20 protein-coding genes are annotated in these 21,974 nt (G+C 65.7%); 10 read left to right on the top strand and 10 right to left on the bottom strand.

Annotated elements, in window-relative coordinates; translation table 11 throughout:
- The first annotated feature begins 3 nt into the window (after positions 1 to 3).
- Positions 4 to 984 carry an NAD(P)H-dependent flavin oxidoreductase gene (locus AC1DIO_RS13935; RefSeq protein ID WP_441488978.1) on the top strand — a complete coding sequence of 327 codons (981 nt, stop codon included), beginning with the start codon at positions 4 to 6 and terminating at the stop codon, positions 982 to 984.
- Positions 985 to 996: 12 nt separating this feature from the next.
- Here AC1DIO_RS13935 and murJ read toward each other — a convergent pair whose 3' ends face one another.
- Positions 997 to 2,523 carry a murein biosynthesis integral membrane protein MurJ gene (gene murJ / locus AC1DIO_RS13930; protein WP_476853565.1) on the bottom strand — a complete coding sequence of 509 codons (1,527 nt, stop codon included), beginning with the start codon at positions 2,521 to 2,523 and terminating at the stop codon, positions 997 to 999.
- A 124-nt stretch (positions 2,524 to 2,647) separates the two neighbouring features.
- On the bottom strand, positions 2,648 to 3,682 hold the full coding sequence (locus tag AC1DIO_RS13925) for a glycosyltransferase family 2 protein (RefSeq protein ID WP_441488979.1): 1,035 nt from the start codon (positions 3,680 to 3,682) through the stop codon (positions 2,648 to 2,650).
- 163 nt (positions 3,683 to 3,845) lie between these two features.
- Between AC1DIO_RS13925 and AC1DIO_RS13920 the strand changes: the two genes are divergently transcribed.
- Positions 3,846 to 4,676 carry a ChbG/HpnK family deacetylase gene (locus tag AC1DIO_RS13920; RefSeq protein WP_476769676.1) on the top strand — a complete coding sequence of 277 codons (831 nt, stop codon included), beginning with the start codon at positions 3,846 to 3,848 and terminating at the stop codon, positions 4,674 to 4,676.
- Positions 4,677 to 4,846: 170 nt separating this feature from the next.
- On the top strand, positions 4,847 to 6,508 hold the full coding sequence (locus AC1DIO_RS13915) for a methyl-accepting chemotaxis protein (RefSeq protein ID WP_476853538.1): 1,662 nt from the start codon (positions 4,847 to 4,849) through the stop codon (positions 6,506 to 6,508).
- Between the two features lie 72 nt (positions 6,509 to 6,580).
- Here the strand turns inward: AC1DIO_RS13915 and AC1DIO_RS13910 are convergent, their stop codons facing one another.
- Complete coding sequence (locus AC1DIO_RS13910) at positions 6,581 to 7,180, bottom strand: superoxide dismutase (RefSeq protein WP_069877416.1); 600 nt, start codon at positions 7,178 to 7,180, stop codon at positions 6,581 to 6,583.
- Positions 7,181 to 7,506: 326 nt separating this feature from the next.
- Between AC1DIO_RS13910 and AC1DIO_RS13905 the strand changes: the two genes are divergently transcribed.
- A complete protein-coding gene (locus tag AC1DIO_RS13905; protein ID WP_476853537.1) occupies positions 7,507 to 8,901 on the top strand; it encodes a hypothetical protein in 1,395 nt (464 codons plus the stop codon).
- On the opposite strand, the gene AC1DIO_RS13900 is transcribed toward AC1DIO_RS13905, so the two are convergent.
- Positions 8,902 to 11,028 carry a S9 family peptidase gene (locus AC1DIO_RS13900; RefSeq protein WP_441506499.1) on the bottom strand — a complete coding sequence of 709 codons (2,127 nt, stop codon included), beginning with the start codon at positions 11,026 to 11,028 and terminating at the stop codon, positions 8,902 to 8,904.
- 471 nt (positions 11,029 to 11,499) lie between these two features.
- On the opposite strand from AC1DIO_RS13900, the gene AC1DIO_RS13895 reads away from it, so the two are divergent.
- Positions 11,500 to 11,916 carry a Ros/MucR family transcriptional regulator gene (locus AC1DIO_RS13895; RefSeq protein ID WP_043233741.1) on the top strand — a complete coding sequence of 139 codons (417 nt, stop codon included), beginning with the start codon at positions 11,500 to 11,502 and terminating at the stop codon, positions 11,914 to 11,916.
- A gap of 274 nt (positions 11,917 to 12,190) precedes the next feature.
- Here the strand turns inward: AC1DIO_RS13895 and AC1DIO_RS13890 are convergent, their stop codons facing one another.
- Positions 12,191 to 12,616: a SufE family protein gene (locus AC1DIO_RS13890; RefSeq protein WP_441506500.1), complete on the bottom strand. Its 426-nt coding sequence runs from the start codon at positions 12,614 to 12,616 to the stop codon at positions 12,191 to 12,193.
- A gap of 110 nt (positions 12,617 to 12,726) precedes the next feature.
- Positions 12,727 to 13,002, bottom strand: coding sequence for a hypothetical protein (locus tag AC1DIO_RS13885; RefSeq protein WP_441488986.1), 276 nt, complete (start codon positions 13,000 to 13,002; stop codon positions 12,727 to 12,729).
- 375 nt (positions 13,003 to 13,377) lie between these two features.
- Here AC1DIO_RS13885 and AC1DIO_RS13880 point away from each other — a divergent pair, with 375 nt between their 5' ends.
- The 3 genes from AC1DIO_RS13880 to AC1DIO_RS13870 are packed head-to-tail and all read left to right on the top strand — an operon-like array spanning position 13,378 to position 16,110.
- Positions 13,378 to 15,153, top strand: a complete 1,776-nt coding sequence (locus tag AC1DIO_RS13880) for a PAS domain-containing sensor histidine kinase (protein ID WP_476853536.1) — start codon at positions 13,378 to 13,380, stop codon at positions 15,151 to 15,153.
- Between the two features lie 13 nt (positions 15,154 to 15,166).
- A complete protein-coding gene (locus tag AC1DIO_RS13875; protein WP_441506502.1) occupies positions 15,167 to 15,751 on the top strand; it encodes a hypothetical protein in 585 nt (194 codons plus the stop codon).
- 23 nt (positions 15,752 to 15,774) lie between these two features.
- Complete coding sequence (locus AC1DIO_RS13870) at positions 15,775 to 16,110, top strand: DUF1491 family protein (protein WP_069877409.1); 336 nt, start codon at positions 15,775 to 15,777, stop codon at positions 16,108 to 16,110.
- A 23-nt stretch (positions 16,111 to 16,133) separates the two neighbouring features.
- Here the strand turns inward: AC1DIO_RS13870 and AC1DIO_RS13865 are convergent, their stop codons facing one another.
- Positions 16,134 to 17,267 (bottom strand): DUF2336 domain-containing protein, encoded by a 1,134-nt coding sequence (locus AC1DIO_RS13865; RefSeq protein ID WP_441506503.1) that lies wholly within the window; start codon positions 17,265 to 17,267, stop codon positions 16,134 to 16,136.
- Positions 17,268 to 17,447: 180 nt separating this feature from the next.
- Here AC1DIO_RS13865 and AC1DIO_RS13860 point away from each other — a divergent pair, with 180 nt between their 5' ends.
- Together AC1DIO_RS13860 and AC1DIO_RS13855 are read left to right on the top strand one after the other, a co-directional pair.
- Positions 17,448 to 17,657 carry a hypothetical protein gene (locus AC1DIO_RS13860; protein WP_441506504.1) on the top strand — a complete coding sequence of 70 codons (210 nt, stop codon included), beginning with the start codon at positions 17,448 to 17,450 and terminating at the stop codon, positions 17,655 to 17,657.
- Positions 17,654 to 18,448 carry a hypothetical protein gene (locus tag AC1DIO_RS13855; RefSeq protein WP_441506505.1) on the top strand — a complete coding sequence of 265 codons (795 nt, stop codon included), beginning with the start codon at positions 17,654 to 17,656 and terminating at the stop codon, positions 18,446 to 18,448. The genes AC1DIO_RS13860 and AC1DIO_RS13855 overlap by 4 nt, the downstream gene beginning before the upstream one ends.
- Here the strand turns inward: AC1DIO_RS13855 and AC1DIO_RS13850 are convergent, their stop codons facing one another.
- Genes AC1DIO_RS13850 through AC1DIO_RS13840 form a run of 3 tightly spaced genes read right to left on the bottom strand, consistent with a single transcriptional unit; the run spans position 18,449 to position 21,900 of the window.
- Positions 18,449 to 19,090, bottom strand: coding sequence for a DUF1254 domain-containing protein (locus tag AC1DIO_RS13850; RefSeq protein ID WP_476853535.1), 642 nt, complete (start codon positions 19,088 to 19,090; stop codon positions 18,449 to 18,451). It abuts the gene before it with no gap.
- Positions 19,087 to 19,662 (bottom strand): DUF1214 domain-containing protein, encoded by a 576-nt coding sequence (locus tag AC1DIO_RS13845; protein ID WP_441506507.1) that lies wholly within the window; start codon positions 19,660 to 19,662, stop codon positions 19,087 to 19,089. The genes AC1DIO_RS13850 and AC1DIO_RS13845 overlap by 4 nt, the downstream gene beginning before the upstream one ends.
- A 12-nt stretch (positions 19,663 to 19,674) precedes the next feature.
- Positions 19,675 to 21,900, bottom strand: a complete 2,226-nt coding sequence (locus AC1DIO_RS13840) for a transglycosylase domain-containing protein (protein ID WP_476853534.1) — start codon at positions 21,898 to 21,900, stop codon at positions 19,675 to 19,677.
- Between the last annotated feature and the right edge of the window lie 74 nt (positions 21,901 to 21,974).

Below are 21,974 nucleotides of genomic sequence, written 5' to 3'. Positions count from 1 at the left end.
ACTGTGGCGTGCCTCGCCACCCGGCTCACCGAGCGCTTCGGGATCGATCATCCGATCCTGTCCGCGCCGATGGCTCTGGCCGGGGGCGGGGCGTTGGCCGCCGCTGTGACGCGCGCCGGCGGGCTGGGCTTGATCGGCGGCGGTTACGGCGATGATGCCTGGCTGGACCAGCAATTCGCCGCAGCCGGCAATACCCGGACCGGCTGCGGCTTCATCACCTGGTCGCTTGCGAGGCAGCCGCATTTGCTTGGCAAGGTTCTCGAGCATCAGCCTGCGGCGCTGATGCTCTCCTTTGGCGATCCTGCACCCTTTGCGGGCGAGATCGCGGCGGCTGGCGTGCCGATGATCTGCCAGTGCCAGTCGATTGTTCATGTCCGGCAGGCGCTGCGGGCCGGCGCAGCCGTCATCGTCGCGCAGGGCGCCGAAGCCGGTGGTCACGGTCAAGCGCGCGGGACCCTGCCTTTCGTGCCGGAAGTGGCCGATCTGCTCGCACGCGAAAGCCCTGATACTTTGCTGCTGGCGGCGGGCGGCATCGCCGATGGCCGTGGACTCGCGGCGGCCCTGATGCTGGGGGCAGACGGCGTTCTGGTCGGTACGCGTTTCTGGGCGAGCCGTGAGGCCTTGGTTCACGCCAATCACCATGCGGTCGCCGTCGCCGCGACGGGGGACGAGACCGTGCGCTCGTCGCTCCCCGATATCGTCCGCCAGCTCGACTGGCCAAGACCGTTCGATATCCGGGTCAGCGCAAACGCCTTCATTGCGAAATGGGTTGGCCGGGACCATGAACTCAAGGACGTGATCGAAGCGGAGGCCCCGGCCTACAAGGCGGCTTTCATGGCCGGCGATCCGCAGGGCGCCGCAGTGATCTTCGGCGAGGCTGCCGGGTTGATTTCGGATATCCCGACGGCAGCCGAGATCGTCGAGCGCATGGTTGCGGAGGCCGCCGCGCGCATTCGCTCCGGAGCAGCCCGGCTCAGGGCCTGACGAATCTGCCGGTCAGCGCAGGAGCCGGAACAGGCCTGCCGCCTTCAACCCGCCAGCAACGATCACGAGATAGAGGCTCGCGGCCACCAGCCCGATCGCGGTGAGTGCCAGAAGGCGCGGCTCGACCGGGACATGCGCCAGTGCGGCCAGGACACCGGGCGCGAGCACACGGGCGACCAGCCCGGCAATCACACCACCTGCGAGGGTGATGACGATCAGCCCGGGAAGCTGCCGGTCCGGTTTCGTCCAGCCGCGGCGCAGCGCCAGGACGAACAAGGCACCGACATTGATCCAGGCTCCGGTTGCCGTCGCCAACGCAAGCCCGGGCGCGCCGAAATCGCGCCAGAGCAGCAGCTTGAGCGCGACATTGGCGGCGATGGCGGCAAGCGAAACCAGCATTGGCGTCGTGGTGTCGCCACGAGCCTGGAAGGCGGAGACCTGCGAGCGGATCAGCACGATGGCCGGGAGCCCGATTGCATAGGCAAACAGCACTGCGCCCGCCGCCTGGCTTGCTGCCGCATCGAAACGGCCGCGTTCGAACAGGGCCGAGACGATCAGCTCCGGGATGGCGAGGAAGGCTGCGGCGAAGGGGGCGGCCATGACCAGCGTCAGCGCCACGGCCCGGTTCTGCGCCTTGTCCGCGCCGTGGATATCGCCGGCCGCGATCAGGCGGCTCATGGTCGGCAACAGCACCGTACCCACCCCGATCGCGATCACGCCGATCGGCAGCTGGTAGAGCCGTTCGGCATAGTAGAGCGAGGCATAGGCGCCACGCGGCAGCAGGGAGGCGATGATCGTGTCGGCGAAGAGCGCGATCTGCACACCGGCGGAGCCGATGACGGCCGGGCCGAAAGCCTTGAGAAAGCTCTTCACATCGGCATCGACACGCGGGCGCGTCAGCGCCGTCGACACGCCGGCCTGCCGGGCCGCAAGCACCAGCAGCAGCCATTCGAGCAGGCCCGCGACGGCGACGCCCCAGGCGGCGGCATAGGCTGCGCTCGGAAACAGGAAGGCGATGAACAGTGCAGCGATCAGGCAGATGTTGAGCAGGACCGGCGCTGCCGCTGCGGCTGCGAAACGGTCGACGGCGTTCAGGTTCGMGGCGAGCAACGTCACCAGCGTGATGAAGAGCAGATAGGGGAAGGTGATCCTCGTCAGCGCGACCGCAAGCTCGAAGCGCTGAGGATCGTTGGCAAAGCCGGGCGCGAGCAGGCGCACGACCTCGGGCATCAGGGGCAGGGCGAGTGCGAGCAGAACGACCTGCACGATCAGGTTCAGCGTGAAGACGCGGTTGGCGAAGAGCGCCGCCGCGGCGTCTCCGGTCTGCTGCCTGATGCGCGCATAGGCCGGGATATAGGCCTGGTTGAAGGCGCCCTCGCCGAAGATCGCGCGGAAATGATTGGGCAGCCGCAACGCGACGGAAAAAGCATCCATCATCGCGCCGGCGCCGAGCACGGCGGCGAGAGCGATGTCGCGCAGGAAACCGCTCAGGCGGGAGAGCAGCGTGAAGCCGCCAACGGACAGGATCTTCCTGAACATCAGCGCATGAGGCCGGGATGTGGTTTCCGGCGTGCGGACGGCGTCATGCTCGAACTCCAGGCCTCGCTCTTGCCCCAAGGCGCGCTCGCCTGCGCCGGAACAAGCCGAATCGTCTGCACCATTCTTAGCGGATCAATGGCGGCAATGCGTCGCCGCGCGGATGATCGACGGCGCGCGCGTTGAAACCGACCCGCTCGCCGATCAGGTAGAGTGGCCGGCGCTTCACTTCCGCGAAGATGCGTCCGACATACTCGCCGATCAGCCCGAGCGAAATCAGCTGGATGCCCGAGAAGAACATGATCGACACGATCAGCGAAGGGAAGCCAGGCAGGTCGGTGCCGTAGAGCAGCGTCCGCAACAGGAAGAACAAGGCGCTGAAGGTCGAGATCAGGGCGATGATCACCCCCGTCCAGGTCGCTATCTTGAGCGGCACGGTCGAGAACGAGGACAACCCGTCGAAGGCGAAGCTGAACAACTTGCGGAAGCTGAACTTGGTGACGCCGTGCTGGCGCTCGGCGACTTCGAAGGTCACGCCGGTCGAGGGGAAGCCGACCCAGGCATAGAGACCCTTGGAAAACCGTGCCCGCTCCGGCAGGGCGCGCAATGCGTCCACAACACGGCGGTCAAGCAGGCGGAAATCGCCCGCGCCCTCCGGCAACTCCGTCTCGCCGAAACTGGCGAAGACCCGATAGAAAGCCTTGGCGAAGCCGCGTTTCAGCCGGCTCTCGCCCGAGCGGTCGGCGCGCTGGCCGTAGATGTTGAGATATCCTTCCCGCCACTTGGCGAGGAAGGTCAGGATGGTTTCCGGCGGATGCTGCAGATCGGCGTCCATGATCACCACCGCATCGCCCGAAGCATGGTCGAGCCCGGCGGCGATGGCGATCTCCTTGCCGAAATTGCGGCTGAACGACACGGCATTGATGCGCGGGTCGCTGGCGTTCAGCAGGCGCAGCACGGAGAGCGAGCCGTCGCGGCTGCCGTCATCGATGCAGATCATTTCCCAGGACGAAACCACGCCTGTCAGCACGGATTTCAGGCGCTCGACGAGAAGCGGCAGATTATCGGCCTCGTTGTGAACGGGGACGACGATGGAGAGCTCCGGCCGGGCAGGCGCGGGGCGCTGCACTGCGAGGCTGGGAGCGGGCGAAGTTTCCGACACGACTGACCTCTTGATCCGGCCAGGACGGGCCGGCCCCGCCTTCCGGCGAAGCCGGGCTCGACACGGGTGACGCGATGGGCACAGAACCGTAAAGCTGTTGTGCTCACAAGTCCTACGACGGGCCCCTTACACCATCGCGGATGAACCCTGGACAACGAAATCGATGACGATCCGTTTCGTTCTTTGTGCCGATGATTTTGCCATGACCGAAGGCGTCAGCCGTTCGATCCTGGAATTGCTTGCGCTTGGAAAGCTCTCGGCGACGGGCGCAATGACAAACCGGCCGCATTGGCAGCGCCTTGCCTCCGAACTGGGCAGCTTTTCCGGCAGGGCTGATCTCGGGCTGCATCTCAATCTGACCTGCGCTGCCCCGCTTGGGCCGATGCATCGGGTCGCGCCAGCGGGCATGTTCCCAAGGCTCGGCGATCTCGCGCGGGCGGCGGCGACCTCGGCCGCAGCCCGCGCCGAGATCGCGGGCGAGATCGGCCGTCAGCTCGAAGCCTTCGAGGACGCGCTGGGCCACGCACCGGATTTTGTCGACGGCCATCAGCACGTCCACGTGCTGCCGGGCGTCCGCGGAGCGGTGCTGCGGGCGATCCAGCGCCACTACCCGGAAGGGACGGTCTATCTGCGCGATCCGGCCGACTCGGCCCGGGCGATCCGCCAGCGCGGGGTGGCGGTAGGCAAGGCACTGGTGATCGCTGGTCTGGCCGTGGGCCTGCGCTCGCAGGCTTTGCGGCGCGGGATCCCGGTCAACCGGGGCTTCTCTGGCGTTTCGCCATTCGATTCCGAACGCGACTTCGGCGCGGATCTGCGCCATTTCCTGATCGCGCCCGGAGCGGCACATCTTGTGATGTGTCATCCCGGACATATCGATGACGAACTGGCGCGGCTCGATCCGGTGATCGCCACGCGCGCGCTCGAACACGCTGCCCTTGCCGCGTTCGTGCCTCCGCCGGGCTTCAGAATTGCGCGCTTCTCGGAGCTGTTTTGACCACAGGTCGGTGCCGGCTAAAAACTTTGCCGCGAAGCTAACCCTACGCAATCGAAAATTTACCGTGATCGCTCAGTTTGTAAGCACCGGTCCGTTCGGATCCTACCCTTGCAGCCTCCGGCGGAGATCTCGGCGCTATGGCATGGTTGAAGCGATCTGGGGCGATCGCGATGGTTGCATCGAAGCGCTCGGCTGGAACACGCGGTTCGCTCTCGCTCGGCAGCAGGATCGCTGGGGCGGCGATTGCCATCGTCGCGGCGGCCATCCTCATCCTCGTGATCGTGGCATCACGCTATAATCAGGCCCAGACCCGCGACGATCTCGAGCACAAGATCGCTGCGCTGACCAGCATGGTCACGAATGCCGCTCCGGCGCTAATTCTGTCCCGTGACACCACGACACTGGGATACATCCTCGAATCGCTGCGTCAGGACCCCGATTTCAATGCCGGCTTCGTCGCCGATGACATCGTTGCCCTGGCGAGCGCCGGCGAATCGACCGAGAGCAGGCTTTCGCTCACCCCACGCTCATTGGCGGCGGCACTTGGGCGCGAGCCCTGGGATGCCTTGAAGGAGCGCGATACTCTTCAGCTTGAGGATAATGTCTACCTCGTCCAGCTTCGTTCGGTGCGGATTGGGCCGAACCAGAAGCAGGTCGGCTATGTCGCCGTCCGGTTCGACAAGACGCGCCTCAATGCGCGGGCCTCCTTTGAGCAGTTCGTCACGATCGGCATCGGCGTTCTGATCCTGCTCATTCTCGGACCACTGCTCTGGGTTTCCCTGTCGCGCACGATGCGGCCGCTGAAGAGCATGACCCAGGCCATCGTCAGCATCTCCGACGGCAAGCTCGATACACCGATCGACGCGGCAGACCGGAGGGACGAGATCGGCGCGATCGCGCAGGCGCTCAGCGTGCTCAAGGTCCGGTTGGGAGAGCGTGCGGCCCTCCAGGAGGMCCAGCACGTCACCGAGGCCGAACGCCGCTACCAGCAGCGCCGCGTCGACGAATCGATTGCCCTGTTCCGGGGCGAGGTTGGTGCCGCGCTGGAGGCATTCAAGAACAACGCCGAACGGATGAGCGAAGCGTCGGATGGCCTGGCGCGTGTTGCGGCAGAGTCGTCGGGACGTGCGGCCCGCGCCGCCCAGAACTCGCACGGGGCCTCGGCCAATGTCGAGAACGCCGCACAGGCCGCCGAAGAGATGGGCGCGGCCATCCGCGAGGTCGAGTTTCAGATCCGGCATGTCCGCACCGAGATCGTCGAGGCAGCCTCAGCCTCGCGCGACACCGCGGGTTCGGTACAAGCGCTGGACGAAACGGCTCGCGCGATCGGCGAGGTGGTGAATCTGATCCGGGATATCGCCGCACAGACGAATCTGCTGGCGCTCAACGCGACGATCGAGGCTGCGCRCGCCGGCGACGCTGGGCGTGGCTTCGCGGTCGTTGCGTCGGAGGTGAAGAGTCTTGCGGCGCAGACGGCGGATGCAACAGATCGGATCGTGACACAGGTTGGCGCCATCCAGGGGGCGACCGGTGAGGTCGTCGGCGCCATTTTGAACATCGCCAACCGAATGGGCGCGATCGAGAACTTCACGAACGCGGTCGCAACGTCGATCGAGCAGCAGGCGATCGCGACCGGCGAGATTGCCAGCGGCGTTGCGATGGCAAGCTCTTCAGCGCTGTCGGTGTCGAGCGATCTCAGCGTGCTCGCGGACAGCGTCGAGGAGACCGGACAATCTGCGGGGCAGGTTCGGGATGCCGCTGGCGAGGTTGCGGCCCAGGCATTGCGACTGCGCGCGACGGTCGACCAATTCCTGCACAGCGTGGCGGCCTGACCGTCACCCTACCAAGAATGCAAAACGGGGCCCGAAAGGGCCCCGTCGCATAGGGTCACGACTGCGCTGCCGTCAGGCCTTGGCGCCGTCGTAGAGTTCAGCAACGTAGTCCCAGTTCACCAGGCTCTCGAGGAAGGCCTTGAGGTAGTCGGGACGGCGGTTGCGATAGTCGATGTAGTAGGAGTGCTCCCAGACATCGACGCCGAGGATCGGCGTGCCGCCGTGAACCAGCGGGCTCTCGCCATTCGGGGTCTTGCTGATCGCGAGCTTGCCGCCCTTGACCTCGAGCCAGGCCCAGCCGGAGCCGAACTGGCCAACGCCAGCCGCAACGAAGTCTTCCTTGAACTTGTCGACGGAGCCGAACGAATCGACGACGGCTTTCTCCAGCGCGCCCGGCAGCTTGCCGCCGCCATTGGGCTTCATCCACTTCCAGAAATGGAGGTGGTTGTAGTGCTGGCCGGCATTGTTGAAGACAGCCGGGTTCTTGCCGTAGGAGCCCTTGACTATCTCTTCGAGCGATTTGCCCTCGAATTCGGTGCCCTTGATCGCGTTGTTGCCGTTGGTGACATAGGCTTGGTGGTGCTTGTCGTGGTGATATTCCAGCGTCTCCCGCGACATGAACGGCTGGAGCGCGTCATGGGCGTAGGGCAGATCGGGAAGGGTAAAGGTCATTTGGCCTCTCCTTAGGCTGTCAAATCACACTGCTGAGAATGGCTTCGTCATGAACGGCTTGGGACTTGCCAGCCCGGCGGATCAGCCGCCATTCCACGCGATAGTTAAGCCTCCCGCTTCCGGCCGGCAACCGGCTTGGCGCGCCGTGGGCCATGATATTGCGTCGGAGCAAACGGCCCGAAACATGCGGGACGGGGCACAATGAACAGGCCATTTGCAGGCATAGTTCAGTGCGAATTGTGAAACAGTCTCTTATTCAATAAGTTAGAAGATGATCGGAGAGGCGATGAAGCCGCCTGCCTCCGGTGGATACTGAGGGTACTGCGTTGATAACGATCTTCGTTCTGTTGGGCCTGGGGTTCTTTGCCGGTGGCATCGCTGCCATCGTTAATGGCTGGCCCTACCTCGTGCTCGAGCGGGGCTTCACCCTGGTCATAGCCGGCAGCGTGGCTGTCGCTGCTGGGATCATCCTGCTTGCCCTGTCGTGGGTCCTGGTGGAACTGCGCCGCGTCAGGGTGGCGATTGCCGGTGCGCTGACGGTGGCCTCAGCCGGGCCTTCCGCCGCTGACGCGGCGCGGGCATCGGTGGAGATGGATGACGATGTACGGACGATCCCGGGCGAAGCCCGGTCGACGCTTCCGGGCCTTGGCACCGTGGCAGCAGGGGCCGGGCTTGTCGCCGCCGGCGGGGCCCTGGCAGCTTCAATGCGCGGTGGCGCTGAGGATGCTCCCGCTGCCGCCCAGGACTTGCCTGAGCCTGTGATCAGCGATCTGTTCGATGAGATCACGCACCCCTCGGAGCTGCCCGCTGACCGGCGTGAGGAGGCCATTGACGCGGTCGAGGAGCCCGAAAAGGGCAGGGCGGATGCCCCCACGGCCGAACTGCATGAGCCGCATGAAACGGAAGCGGTGCTGCCCGAGCTTGCGCCGGACGTTGTCACCCCGTCGATTGCCGCTTCCTTCGTGACGCAGCATGAGGACGAAGCCGCCGGAGAGGTCGAGGACGCCGACACGGGCGCTGTGGCGGGTGACGAAGACCTGCGTTCGCCTCAAGCGCCAGCCTGGTGGCCGCAGGTCGAGAGGCCGCGCCCGGAGGAGGCCAAGCCCCCCGTGGAAGCCGATGATTTCGGCGCCTTGCGCCAGCATCTCTCGTTCGGTCCGCAGCGCCCGGAACCCGATTTCGAGCCCGAACCGGAGCCCGATCTGCCGGTGGGAGAAACATCGTTCGATCAGCGCGATCGCGAGATCGACGAGGCCGCCGCCTGGATGGCACCGGCCTTCGGCCGGCGTGAGCCGACTTTTGGCGAGCCCGAGCAAGTGGCGGATGAGCCTACGATACCGCGCTGGCCGCCGCTGACCAGCGGAGCGCCACGGCTGGAGCCGGATGTCGAGAGTGCGGATGCGCCGGAGGTCCAACCGGACACGACTGAGGCGGAATCTCGGATCGAGCCGGTCTTCGAGGAGACCGAGGCTGAGGGCGAGCCGCTGGATGAAGCCGAGGAGGCAATCTCCGGCGAAGAGACGGAAACGGTTCCCGAGCCGCCCGGCCCGGCGACCTCCGACGAGGGCGTCGTCGGAGCTTATCAGGTCGGCGACACGCATTTCACGATGTATGCTGATGGTTCCATCCAGGCTCGTACGCCCGATGGCGAGTACAAGTTCGCCTCGATGGACGAGCTCAAGACCTATCTCGCCAGCGAGAAGAGCAGGCTTGGCGGCTGATCAGCTCTTGGCGGCCGCTTGCTCCGGCCATCCCTCGCGGATCGTGTGGATGGCGAAGGCATAGGCCAGCGCCACCTCCTTCAGCGAGTCGAAGCGCCCGGCCGAGCCGCCATGGCCGGCCTCCATATTGGTGTGCAGCAGGACCGGCCCGCCGCCGGTCATGGTCGCGCGCAGTTGCGCGACCCATTTTGCCGGTTCCCAATAGGTCACACGAGGGTCGGTGAGCCCGCCCATCGCGAGCAGCGGCGGGTAAGCCTGCGCCTGGACGTTGTCATAGGGCGAATAGCTCTTGATCATGTGGAAGGCTTCGACGTCCCGGATCGGGTTCCCCCATTCCGGCCATTCCGGCGGGGTGAGCGGCAGCGTGTCGTCAAGGATCGTGTTGAGCACATCGACGAAGGGGACCTCGGCGATGATGCCGGCGAACAGCTCCGGGGCCATGTTTGCGATTGCGCCCATCAGCATGCCGCCGGCGCTGCCACCCTGCGCGACGATGCGGCCGCGTGCAGTAAAGCCGGTATCGGCCAGCATCTCGGCCGCCGCGATGAAGTCCGTGAAGGTGTTGGTCTTCTTCTCGCGCTTGCCGTCGAGATACCAGCGCCAGCCCTTGTCGGTGCCGCCGCGGATATGGGCAATGGCATAGACGAAGCCGCGATCGACCAAGCTGAGCGGATTGGTCCGGAACGAGGCCGACATGGCCGCGCCGTAGGAGCCATAGCCATAGAGCAGACAGGGCGCTGAACCATCGAGGGCAAGGTCGGCCCGGTGCAGAAGCGAGACAGGGACCCTGGCTCCGTCCTTCGCCGTCGCGAAGACGCGTCGCACCCGATAGGCCGCCGGATCGTGGCCGGACGGAACCTCCTGGCGCTTCAGCAGCGTCCGCTCTCCCGTCGCCATGTTGTAGTCGTAGGTTTCGGCCGGGCGCGCCATCGAGGCATAGAGGAAGCGCAGCGTGTCGGTTTCGAATTCGTAGCCGGCATCGAGGCCGAGACCATAGGCCTCCTCGTCGAAGGAGATGCTGCTCTCGGCGCCGCTGGCGAGGTCGCGGATGACGATGCGCGGCAGGCCATCCTCGCGTTCGAGCCGGATGAGCCGATCCTTCAGGCAGAGATGGCTGAGGATCAGGCGGCCTGATCGGTGCGGTATCAGGTCCTGCCAATTCTCCGGCGATGGGGATGCGAGCGGGGCCGAGACGATCTTGAAGTCCTCGGCATCGGCATTGGTCAGGATCAGGAAGTCGTCGCCGTGATGCTCGACGCTGTACTGGCGGCCCGTCTCGCGCGGCGCGATCAGGACCGGCTCAGCCTGCGGTGCGGCAAGATCGACGAAGCGGGTCTCCGAGGTTTCATGATCGCTGATCGAGATCAGCAGGAAGCGGCCGGACTGGGTCTCGTCGATATCGACGAACATGCCTGCATCCTGCTCGTCATGCAGGAGTTCGTCCTCGTCCATCCCGGTGCCAAGTCGATGGCGGAAGACCTGCGACGGGCGGTGATCGGCGTCGAGACGGACATAGGCGAAGGAGCGTGAATCGGGCGCCCAGACGATGTCGCCGGTGGTGTCGGTGATCCGGTCGTCCAGATCCGCTCCGGTGGCAAGGTCGCGGACCTTGATGTCGTGGAGCTCCGAGCCCGCCTCGTCCGCACTCCAGGCAAGCAAGCTGTGATCGGGGCTGTGGGCCGCGTCGCCGAGCTCGAAGAAGTCCTTGCCCTTTGCCAGGGCGTCGGCATCGAGCAGGAGCTGCTCGCGGGCTTCGCCCTTTTCGGGCCTGATGCGCGGCTTGCGGCAGATCAGAGGATGTTCGCCGCCGCGCCGATAGCGCGAATAATAGAGGAAGGCGCCGTCCGGCTGTGGGACGGCTGCATCGTCTTCCTTGATCCGGCCGCGCATTTCCTTGACCAGATCGCGCTGCAGAGCACGCGTCGGTGCCATCAATGCTGCGCAATAGGTGTTCTCAGCTTCAAGATAGGCGCGAATATCTGCAGGCAGTTTGCCGGGGTCCCGGAGAACATCCTTCCAGTTCTCGGCCCTGAGCCAGCCATAGGCGTCGCTCAGCGCAACTCCGTGAACGGTACGGGTCTCCGGCCGCTTCTCGGCACGGGGAGGCAAGGGGAGGCGTTTGGTCACGGCAGGGCTCGCACTGTCTTAAGATGGCGTTAAGGATTGAGGGCGATGTGGGTATCGTTGCGTAGTCAACGTCGTTTGTTGCGATGTTCACGAAGGTTCGGAGTTCAAATCCGGGTAGGCATAGGACACTTGGGTACTTCGCGCGCGCAATGAACAGGTAAGGCCGGTGTGTGGCGCGAGCAAGACAACCAGACCGAGCATGATCATGGCCGCGACACAATACGGACGCTATGAACAATGTTCGTGGGTGCAGTAAGTCGGGCGTTTGAATGTATTCATGCGATCGATTATTGTCTTGCGAGAGTGTTTTCTATGCATTAAACCGTTTCCTCGTCGTCTCGCTTTTTGTGATTCTGGCTTGGGCAGCTCTTGACCAGCTGCTGGGCTGGAAGAACGAAGGCTTCAGTCGCGGGACGTTCAGGCCGATCCGACGATTTTTTTGTCCAAGAACACATAAGGAGTATTTTCGCCATGACCGACAACGACGGCTCGGATTTCATCGAGCTGACCGCGGACATCGTGTCCGCTTATGTGTCGAACAATTCTGTTCCTACGTCCGAACTGCCCGCTTTGATCAGCGATGTGCATGCCGCCCTGAGCCGCGTTGTTGGTGGTGTTGCGCCGGTTGTGCCTGCCGAGGCGCCCAAGCCGGCCATTCCGGTCAAGAAATCCATCACGGCCGACTATCTGATCTGCCTTGAGGACGGGAAGAAGTTCAAGTCGCTGAAGCGTCATCTTCGTACGCAGTACAATATGTCGCCCGAGCAGTATCGCGAAAAGTGGGGTCTGCCGCCCGACTACCCGATGGTGGCTCCCAACTACGCCGAGGCGCGCTCGCAGCTGGCGAAGAAAATGGGATTGGGTCAGCAGCGCCGCAAGCGCCGCTGATTGCTTGTCGCGGAGGACGGCGCTGCCAATGTGGGCAGCGCTTGCGACCAAACAGTTCGTCTGGCCGCCGGGTTCCCGGCGGCCTTTTTCATGGCGCTGCCGCTTGCCGGCGTGCTCGGCGGGGATCGCGTCGTGCCTCGGCTCATCGGTCCCAGCCGTCGCCTGGGGGCGCCGACATCCCCCAGCGAAGCAAATGAGGAAGCGGCAGGAGGCGAGGCTTAACCGGCCGCGCGACAGCTTTCACTGCGCCCGCCGCATTCGGTCTTGAGCAGTCTTAGGCGACCGCCCTGCGGGCATCCGTCTTGATGCGTTCGATCATCGCGCGCACGCCGTTCGAGCGTTGCGGCGTCAGATGGGCTGCGAGCCCGAGGGATTGGTAGATCGTGAATGCGTCCGTCGCGAGGATCTCCTGGGCGGTGCGGCCCGAATAGATCGCGAGTGCCAGCGCAACGAGGCCACGTACGATATGGGCATCGCTGTCCCCCAGGAAATGCAGGCGCGTCCCTGCGCCGGGGCCGCCTTCCCTGCGTGCCGCCAGCCAGACCTGACTGGCGCAGCCGCGGACCTTGTTGTCGTCGTTATGCGCTTCTTCCGGCAGCGGGGCGAGGCTGCGGCCGAGCTCGATGAGATACCGGTAGCGGTCGTCCCACTCTTCGAGCAGCTCGAAATTGGCGATGATCTCGTCGAGGCTTGCGCTCATGTCCTGTCCGCTCGGAGCCGCGCCATGGGCGGGGCGGCAACGGCGAGCGTCTTCGGCCGACCGGCGCCCCCCGTCAAGCGCTCGCCCTTCAAGATATAGGTGCGAGTCTGCTAGCGGGTAGTGGCCAGAGGTTTCTGGTTTGCTGCACTGAGCGTGAGCGCCAGGAAGCGGGAGCGCGTTTCCGGATCGAGACCAGCCAGGATCTCTGCGGCCTCACGGGCGGCCATGGCGCCATTCGCCACTGTCCTGACATCGACCTGGCTCGCAGCCTTCGCCACGTTGCGCAGGGTATCAGCCGCGCCGCCATCTTCGGCTTTGCCGCCATGGACGGGTGAGTTGAGGGCGATGACCCCGATCACCGCCAGGCTGCGCAGAAGATAGGCCATCGCTCGTTTCCCCGGTTGCCGGCAATGCCGGCTCGCCCCTGATCCCGAAGACATCCTAGATCCGGATCTCAAAAGATCGCGTCATTTGTAAGCAATGCATTTGAATCGAAGGCGCAGCTCTATCTTCAGCTTCCGTTCACCCTGCTGCGAACATCGAAATGGATGAAATTCGTCGGCCGAACTGCTCTAACTATCTGTACAATTTGTCGAATTTCTCTCCGCGGAACAGGTTCGGCGCGTTCGGTCGGCAATCGCCTTAAACCCCGCTTAAACCCGGCTCGGCAAGGATCGGGATGTTACAGGCAAGTCGGCCTGCCGAGGTGAGCGTTGCGTTTTCCCATCACGATGACGGCGATCAGGACACAGGTAGCGGMGATGGTTCATCCATCGGTGCTGCCGAATTCCGTTGAGCGCATCCGCCACGAGCGCTTCATGCTGACGCGGCTGACGCTCGGCGCGGTGGCCCTGAGCCTGGCTCCGGCCTATCTCGCCTGGCGGGGTACGATGGGCGCGCTTGAACTGCTTGTGTTGATTGCGGTGACGCTTCCGTTGCTGGCTGTCTTCATTCTCTCGCGCAGCGGGCGGCTCGAACTCGCCCATTGCATTTCGGCCGCAGCGCTGGCGCTCCTGATCGTCGCGCTTTCCGGCATGACCGGCGGGATCGCGTCGCCACTCCTGCTGTGGCTCGCCGCCATTCCGGCGGAGGCCATGTTCTTCGGCTCGCGGGCTTATGTTGCCCGCGCCGGCGCCATCGCTGCCGGCGCCCTGGCTTCGGTCGCAATCGTGCATGCATTCGGCCTGTCCGCGGAGCCGGCTCCCTGGGTCTCCGCTGCCATGCCGCTATTGGCTGCTGCCGCAATCCTGCATGTCTCGGTGGTTGCCTTCGGCTTCCTGTGGCGGCGTGACGACGAGATGCGCGAACATCGCGCCTCCGGCGTGCGTGCGCAGCTCCTGCTCGACCATGTTGGAGACCTCGTKACCTGGCATGATGCGACCGGCGCCGTTGTCTTCGCCAATGCGGCTTCGGCCTCCTTGACGGGCGCAGAGCCGCGCGAGCTGATCGGGCGAGGGCTGCTCGAGCGTGTCCATGTCGCCGACCGCCCCCTTTTCCTCAAGGCGCTCAGCGATGCCGCGCACGGTGACGGGACAGCGAGCGCCTGCTTCCGCACGCTGTTCGTGCCGCGCCAGGACGAGCCGGGAACGCCGTCCTCTCCGGTGGCCCTCTGGCTCGAGATGCAGGCGCATCGCGTCGCGAATGCCGGGCCGCGGGACGGGGCTGCGGTCGTTTGCGTCATGCGCGACGTCACCGCGCGTCGTGCGCTCGACGAAGAGCGGGCGCGCGGCCATGCCGAGGCCGTCCGTGCGAGCGACGAGAAGGGACAGTTTCTCGCCACGGTGAGCCATGAGCTGCGCACACCGCTGAACGCGATCATCGGCTTCTCGGAAATGCTGGGAACCGACAGTTACGGCCTGCTCGATGCTGGCAAGCGCCTCGAATACGCCAATATCATTCATGCTTCCGGCCATCACCTGCTCGATGTCGTCAATACCTTGCTCGATGTCTCCAAGATCGAGAGCGGAGTCATGGCGATCGAGCAGGAGCCGCTCGATCTTGCGGAACTTGCCCAGGACGGCTGCAGGCTGATGGCGCTACGTGCCGAAGCGGAGAAGGTTGCCCTGGAACGCGTCATCGGCCCGGATCTGCCGTTGCTGCGTGGCGACCGTCGTGCGCTGAAGCAGGTCCTGCTGAATCTGCTTTCGAACGCGATCAAGTTCACGCCGGCTGGCGGCCGGGTMACGCTGGCCGTGGTGCGTGACGGCGATATGCTCGATCTTTCGGTGTCCGATACCGGCATCGGCATTGCGGCCGCGGATCTGCCACGGTTGGGCGACCCCTTCTTCCAGGCCAAGGGCTCCTATGACCGCGCCTATGAGGGCACCGGTCTCGGCCTGTCGGTGGTGCGTGGCCTCGTCGGCCTGCATGGTGGCCGCCTGACGGTGGAGAGCGCTCCAGGTGTCGGCACGCGCGTCTCGGTGAGGTTACCGGTTGGCGGCGTCGCCCAGGCCTCCGAGCCCGCAAAGATCGTTACCTTCGCCCGAGCGCCGCGCCGCGGCTTCGAAACCAAAGAACCCTATCGTCTGACTGCCTGATCGAGAGCCGACCATGTCCGTCACACTCGCAGCCCGCGCTCACTCGAACGCGACCCTGTCCGCTCCGGCGAGACGCGCCCCGCCGGCTCGCCGCAAGGCGTCCTTCCTGATGCGGATCTGGCGCGCAACCTTGCGTCGCCCGGGTCGTAGCCTGATCCTGACCCTGTTCTCGGCTGCCGCCGCGGCCATCCTGATGAACGCGCTCCTGTTTCAGAAGGCGCGTCATCCCTCGCCAATCCTCTCACAATCCACGACGGCCACCCCGTCGCCGCGCAACGCGGAGCGGCGCACCGAGCAGGCCCCTGCCGCTCCCGCTCCGGCCGCATCCGTTCCGGCGGAGCCCGCGCAATTGCCCCCTTCGCGCCCGGGCGGCTTGACGCAGGCGGCTCGTGAAGCGGCGCCGCGTCCACCGGCATCCGTCAATGCGGCCCCGCGCCCTGCGCCGGCCCAGGCGGCCGCACAGCGTGCTCCCGCCCCGGTGCGTGACCGGGATCCGATCGCCGATCTGATCAACGGTGTCGACATGCGGCCTCCGGCGGAAATCCGTGGCGTGGCTTCGGCCAAGCCGGCTTCGCCGCGCCGCACCGTGGAAAACTGAGGCAGATCGCGTACCTTCCGACGATGGCGCGTCTTACCAGCGATTTTTGGGTCTCAGCCTATTTGCGGCAGGCGGCACTCGACGGCTTCGATGCCGTCCTGCGCCGCCGCGGTGCCAGCGAGGCCGGGGCGATCTTCGTCAAACTCGACCGGCTTGACGGCACCGCCGCGCTCTACGGGCCTGCGCCGCAGGCGCTGGCGGACGAGAGCGGCGCACGCCGCTTTCAGCTGATCCTCGATTCCGACCCGCTAAGCGTTGAGGAACGGGTGGAGCGCGAACGTCGTTTCGATCCGGACCTCTGGCTCGTCGAGATCGAGAACCGGAAGGGCGATCCCAGACTGGCCCTTGCCGAGGGCTGACCCCCGGCAGCGTATACGAACGCTCAGCCGTGCTCGCGCCCGCCGCGAAGTCCGCGTCTGACCTCGTCGAGGACCGAGCGAGTTTCGGGCCTGGCGGCGCCGGAACGGGCAGGCGTTCCACTCGGGTCGAGGAGGGGCTGGTGCTGGCCCTTGCGGCTGGACAGACCCTTGCTCTCGCCGGATATCTGCATGACGAGCCGATAGGCCACCCCTGGGGTGACCGAGCGCATCAGCGCCACCAGGGCGAAAATGCGCTCCACCGAATGGGCGGCATCGTCGCCAAGCCGGATCAGGAGGCGCGTCGCGTCCTCGACGCTGACGCCGCCGGCGATCAAGGTCAGTGCCGTCAGGTCGCGCGAGTGATCGCGGGCCATTGCCTCGGCGAGACGGATGCCCGTGCCCAGCTGGCTCGAGAGCGCACCGAAGAGGCCATCGCGATCCTGTTCGGCGGTGGCGAGCCAGCCTGCAAAGGTCTCCGGCGTCGGCGCCGGGCGTCTCTCCGATGGGCTGACCGCCTCCAGCGCCGCAAGCGATTCGATTGTGGCGCGGCGTCGTTCGGCTCCGGCATGCAGGAAGAGCGGGATCAGATCTGCGCTGTTGATGTCTCGCCGCACAAGCAGGCCCGGCACATAGGCGGCATCGTCTCGCGCCCGGTCGAGCAGGAGGTCGAGCACGGGCCGGGGCAGGGGGGCGGACGGGTTGGCGAGGAGCGCCAGATCGACTGCCCGCTCGCCCCGACCCGCCAGCATCAGGCTGGCCTTGGCCGGCAGGTCGGCCCGTTCGGCAACGACAATGGCAGCTGCTGCGTCGCCATGGGCTGCAATGTCTTCGAGCTCGGAGGGCGAGATCGGGCCGCCATGGCGCATCAGCGTCGACAGAACAGCCCCACCGCGTGCCTTGAGCGCCTGCAGGACATCAGCCTGCGCATGGCGCCACCCGGCAAGCTTGCGCGCCAGGATGATGGCTGTGCCCTCATCGATGGCGGGAATCAGGGCGAGTGCCATCTCCCGAAACGCCTCCAGATCCTCGCTGGAGGGCTGGGCAGTCGACATCAGCAGATCGGCTTTCACACGCAGTGAAACCTGGCTGAGATCGAGCCCGCCGTCACGCGCGAGACGAGCGAGCTGCGCAAGATCGGCGGAGATTCGGGACGGCATACTGACAACTCGTCGGAGACTCGGGTGGTTTCCGTCAACTTATGCCCGACGCGTTAATGTGGCGTTAACCATGTCGGGGCCTGATGCGGTTTGAGGGCCTCGGCTGCCGGCGCCGGCCCGCGCCGTGCCATCCGTTCCCTGCCTCGACCGCAACCAAGGCGCCAACCAAGGAGGCGCATCATGGCCGTCGTCATTCCTTTCGCGCCGCGTCGGCGCAGGGTTGCTGGCCTGCTCCCGGCCATTCCCCGGGAAGCCGGAACGATCCTGTTCTTCACCGGTGTTCGCTACGAGCGCCCGCCGGAGCCGCGCGCTTCCGGCAGGCCGGAGCGCAAGCCGAGCACCCGGTCCCGTGCCAAGTCCGCTCCGAAGAGTGTCAGGCAGCCGGCGTGATGCTCCTGTTGCGGCGTATGCGTTCCGGTGCGGGCAGGGGGAGCCTGCAATGGGCTCTGGCGGTGGCCCTGTCGGCAGCGGGCTGTGCGCCGGGCAGCGGCGACTTCGGCCGCCCGCGTCCCGGTATCTGGAACGATACCATTGCGCCAAGCATCGGCCTCGGCTCCGCAATCGCACGTGGCGAGGCCGTATCGTATTTCCATATGACAGACGACGAGGAGCAGTTGCGCGATCGCGCCTGGCGCTTCGTCATGCCGGCACATGAACGCAATGTCTTCGAGCGCCAGGTCTCCGATCTGGCCTATGCCCGAATCCTGCCGGCAGCCGCTCAGTCCAGCAACATCTCCGATTATCATCGGTCGCTGATATCCGGCTCCTTTCGGTCGCAGGCCTCGCGCTACAATCGGCTGGCCGAGGATGCCCACGCCGACCGCCTGCTGATCGGGCCGTTCCGGGGCAATGCAGCCAGGGTGGTAGCGGCAGACCGGATCCGGATGAAGACGCTGGAGGCATCGCCTCTCGTGCCGCCCGATCAGAACGATCCGGCCCTGGCGCGCGTGATCGAGAATGAAGGCCTGATTCTCTGGGTCTGCGAGCGTGTCGCCTTCCGGCTGGAAAGCTACCGCTATGCGCTGGCCAATCTCGTCGTCGAGATGCCGGCGCGCGACGCGGTCAGGGCCGAACGCAGCATCATGGCGCTCGAGGCCGAGGCCGGGCCCCTCTGCAAGTTGCCGCTGATCGGCACCTTCCGGAGTGACGAGCCGTCCAGGCCGGTGGTCTACAAGGGCTGATCAATCCGCCAGGCCGCAGGCGACGCCTTTGGCCATCGCCTCGGCATCGGGCCGGTCGGAAGGCAGCTTCGCCAGGACACGCGCGACGATCAGGCCTTGCTCCGTGTCGGACACGACACGCAGTTCGCGGGTGGTCTCTCCCTCCTCGTCGCGTGCCAATCGCTCGTCGAGCTGTTCGCTGGTCATCACCACGAATTCCAGAACCCCGCGGATCGCGGCCCGGTCCGTGATGGCGTAGCCGACACCGCCGCCACGCCGGTGCAGCGATAGTCCCAGCGGCAGTGATCCGACGCGAGCCACCACCCGCATCGGGCCGGCACTCAGATCATAGCTGCAAACGGCGGTCACCAGGGCAGGGTCGGCATCACGCGGGGCCGGCAGGCCTGCGGTCTGCGCCGATACCAGTTCGGCCTGCCCCCCGGCGCCCAAGGCCGCATAAGCCGTTGCCGCATCGCGCTCCGACAAGAGCGGGATCAGCAGCACGATCACGATATGGACGATTCCGGCCAGCACCAGCCMGGCCAGCGTCGCCAGTGCGAAGCGGCGGATCGCGGTCGTGATGCGCAGACGCCAATTCATCGCCCGCTTTGCCTTCGCGACGACCGGACCGGAAACACCGTGGGAGGGCTCGAAACTTGTCATCGGCAATCGATCCGGCCGATGCGGGGAAGGGACTCGGGGCGCAGTTCGCTGGCATGTCCAGAGATCGGGGTATCATAGAGCCTCAGCCGAAACTGGAACCGCCCGCGAATGGGCAATGGCAGCCAGTTTCCCGCCTCCGGCGTCGTCCCGGCAACCACCCGGACACCGGCGCTCTCGTCGCGCACGATCTCGGCATCGGTGAATCCGCTGCGTTCGAGCGGCAGGTGAAAGGCGTGGCCATCGGCGTCCGTGACGTTCAGTGTCCAGCCTCGCGTCGTCGGCGTCGTTCCGGTGACGAGATAGCGGCAGCGCCCGTCGAGCACCTGGCCGCTCTCGTCGCGTTCGGCGATGAACTCGAGCCCTTCGCCGGAGCCAAGGGGCAGATGCACGCCGCGGGCCAGATAGGCCCGCATATAGGGATCGACATCACGCCCGCCGCTGCGCGGCCAGGCGGTCCATGAACCGACCTGCAGCCGTCCGAGCGGAGGGCGCTCCGCGACGGCATAATGCGCCGAGGCGAGCCCGAGCCCGGCACCGAGTGCGATGATGTAGGAGAGCGTTAGGAGGCGCACGGCTAAGCCTGTTCAGCGGATGCGGCTTGCGCCACCCGGTGGCGTCAGGTCCTGGATGCCGGCCTGGGCCGTCCGTCCTGCCGCCCGCACCGGCTCGATCGTGCGGAACATCGCGCCGACCGCCGAGAGAACCTCGAAGGACTGGCGCGGCATATGTCCTGCGCCGGCGCCCAGCGCTGCGGCATCGGCTGCCGGAGCATTGGCCTTGGCGAGTGCTGCGACCTTCGGGTCGGTCACAGGCGTGACACCCGGGATCGGTTTCAGCTCCAGCCCCTGATGGGCGAACTGCATGATCTCCTTCCAGGTCATTGCCGGCAGGGAACCACCCGTCATATTCGCCGTCTCCGACGAGTCGTCGTTGCCGAACCACACCGCGCCGACCAGATTGCCGGAATAGCCGACATACCAGGCGTCCTTGTAGCCATTGGTGGTGCCCGTCTTGCCGGCCGTCACGACGCCGTCGAGCGCGGCGCGACGCCCGGTGCCTTCGGTCGGAACCTTGGACAGCATGAAGTTCATGTCCTGCGCGACCTGGACGCTCAGCACGCGCTTGCCGGTGCCGTCGTCGCGATCATGCCGGTAGATCAGCTCGCCCTGCGAATTATGGATATCGATCGCGGCATAGGGCTTGGCCCGCAGCCCGCCATTGGCGAACACGGAATAGCCTGCGGCCATATCCATGACCGTGACTTCGGCTGCGCCGATGGGCAGCGAGACCGTGTCGGTCAGCGGCGTGGTCAAGCCCATGGCGTGCGCCGTCTCGATGATCTTCATCCGGCCGATGCGTGCCGCGCGCGCCTCGTGGGTCTCGCCGGTGGCGCGGCCGATCGCGATCGACATCTGCACCGGGATCGTGTTGATCGACTTCGCCAGCGCCACCGTCAACGGCATCGACCCGGCATAGGAGCGTCCGTAATTGTTCGGGCACCAGTTGCCGATGCAGACCGGGCGGTCGGTCACGATCGTGTTAGGACGATAGAGCCCCGCGGAGAGTGCTGCCGCATAGACGAACGGCTTGAACGAAGAGCCGGGCTGCCTTGCGGCCGTCGCGCGGTTGAACTGGCTCGCACCATAGTCGCGCCCCCCGACGATCGCGCGCACGGCGCCGTCAGGGTCCATCACCACGGTCGCCGCCTGCTTCGCATGATAGGCCGGGCCGTGTTGGCGCAGGACCGTCTCGATCGCGTGGTCGGCGCGATCCTGGATCGCCGGATCATGCGGCGTCTTGACGGTCAGGACCCGGTCCGGGCCGATCTTGCCCTCATCAGCCAGCTTGCGAACCTCTTCGAAGGCCCAGTCGAGATAGTAATCGGGGCTGACGTCGCGCTTACGGTCGACCGGGGTCGCCGGGTTGCGCTTCGCGCTGTCGATCTGGCCTGCGGTCATGAACCCGGCATCGACCATCGCGTTCAGCACGTCATTGGCGCGGGCGCGGGCTGCCGGCAGATTGACATGCGGCGCATATTTGGTCGGCGCCTTGAACAGTCCTGCCAGCATGGCGGCCTCGGCCACGCTGACATCCTTCACGGATTTGCCGAAATAATATTCTGACGCAGCCGCCACGCCGAAGGTGCCGCCGCCCATATAGGCGCGGTCGAGATAGAGCTTGAGGATCTCGTTCTTGGTCAGCCTGTATTCGAGCCACAGAGCCAGGAACGCTTCCTTGATCTTGCGGTCGAGCGAGCGCTCATTGCTCAGGAAGAGGTTCTTGGCGAGCTGTTGGGTCAGCGACGAGCCGCCCTGCACCACGCCCGAGGCGCGCGCGTTCACGGTGATCGCGCGAAAGGTGCCGAAGATGTCGATGCCGAAATGGTCGTAGAAGCGCCGGTCCTCGGTTGCCAGGACGGCCTTGATGAGATGGTCCGGCAGTTCCTCGAGCTTCAGCGAATCGTCATGGCGCGCGCCGCGATGACCGAGCTCGGAGCCGTATCGGTCCAGGAAGGTCACCGCGAAGACTTGATGCTTGAGCGCCTCCTCGCGGCCTTCGTGGAAGGCCGGGATTGCGAGCATGAGCATGACGAGAGCGCCGGCGATCCCGACATTCAGGCCCTCGCTGGCGAACTCCGCTGCGAGCCGCTTGCCGCCGGAGACGGTCAGCCGGTCGGCATAGCTGCGCAAACGTTCATAGGCTTCGCCCGCGCGACGGCCCGCGCCCCAGAGCATGTCGTCGATCCATGAATCGACGGCAAGCGCGAAGCGCTTGAGACGGGTCGTCCAGTTTGCCTTCCTGAACTCCATCGCCGCCCGGGCCACCCTGACGAAAAACTGCGGTTATCTCCTGCCGCGACCGGATGGTGTTGGCAACCCAAAGT

Source organism: Allobosea sp. 05T439, from assembly GCF_056396005.1.
This window is presented reverse-complemented; position numbering and strand designations above follow the sequence as displayed.

What these genes read in the sequence shown, in the direction of transcription:
- AC1DIO_RS13920 (WP_476769676.1), top strand. Translation starts at nt 3,846, where the DNA reads ATGACGATCCGTTTCGTTCTTTGTGCCGATGATTTTGCCATGACCGAA.
- AC1DIO_RS13910 (WP_069877416.1), bottom strand. Translation starts at nt 7,180, where the DNA reads ATGACCTTTACCCTTCCCGATCTGCCCTACGCCCATGACGCGCTCCAG.
- AC1DIO_RS13895 (WP_043233741.1), top strand. Translation starts at nt 11,500, where the DNA reads ATGACCGACAACGACGGCTCGGATTTCATCGAGCTGACCGCGGACATC.
- AC1DIO_RS13890 (WP_441506500.1), bottom strand. Translation starts at nt 12,616, where the DNA reads ATGAGCGCAAGCCTCGACGAGATCATCGCCAATTTCGAGCTGCTCGAA.
- AC1DIO_RS13885 (WP_441488986.1), bottom strand. Translation starts at nt 13,002, where the DNA reads ATGGCCTATCTTCTGCGCAGCCTGGCGGTGATCGGGGTCATCGCCCTC.
- AC1DIO_RS13875 (WP_441506502.1), top strand. Translation starts at nt 15,167, where the DNA reads ATGTCCGTCACACTCGCAGCCCGCGCTCACTCGAACGCGACCCTGTCC.
- AC1DIO_RS13870 (WP_069877409.1), top strand. Translation starts at nt 15,775, where the DNA reads ATGGCGCGTCTTACCAGCGATTTTTGGGTCTCAGCCTATTTGCGGCAG.
- AC1DIO_RS13865 (WP_441506503.1), bottom strand. Translation starts at nt 17,267, where the DNA reads ATGCCGTCCCGAATCTCCGCCGATCTTGCGCAGCTCGCTCGTCTCGCG.
- AC1DIO_RS13860 (WP_441506504.1), top strand. Translation starts at nt 17,448, where the DNA reads ATGGCCGTCGTCATTCCTTTCGCGCCGCGTCGGCGCAGGGTTGCTGGC.
- AC1DIO_RS13840 (WP_476853534.1), bottom strand. Translation starts at nt 21,900, where the DNA reads ATGGAGTTCAGGAAGGCAAACTGGACGACCCGTCTCAAGCGCTTCGCG.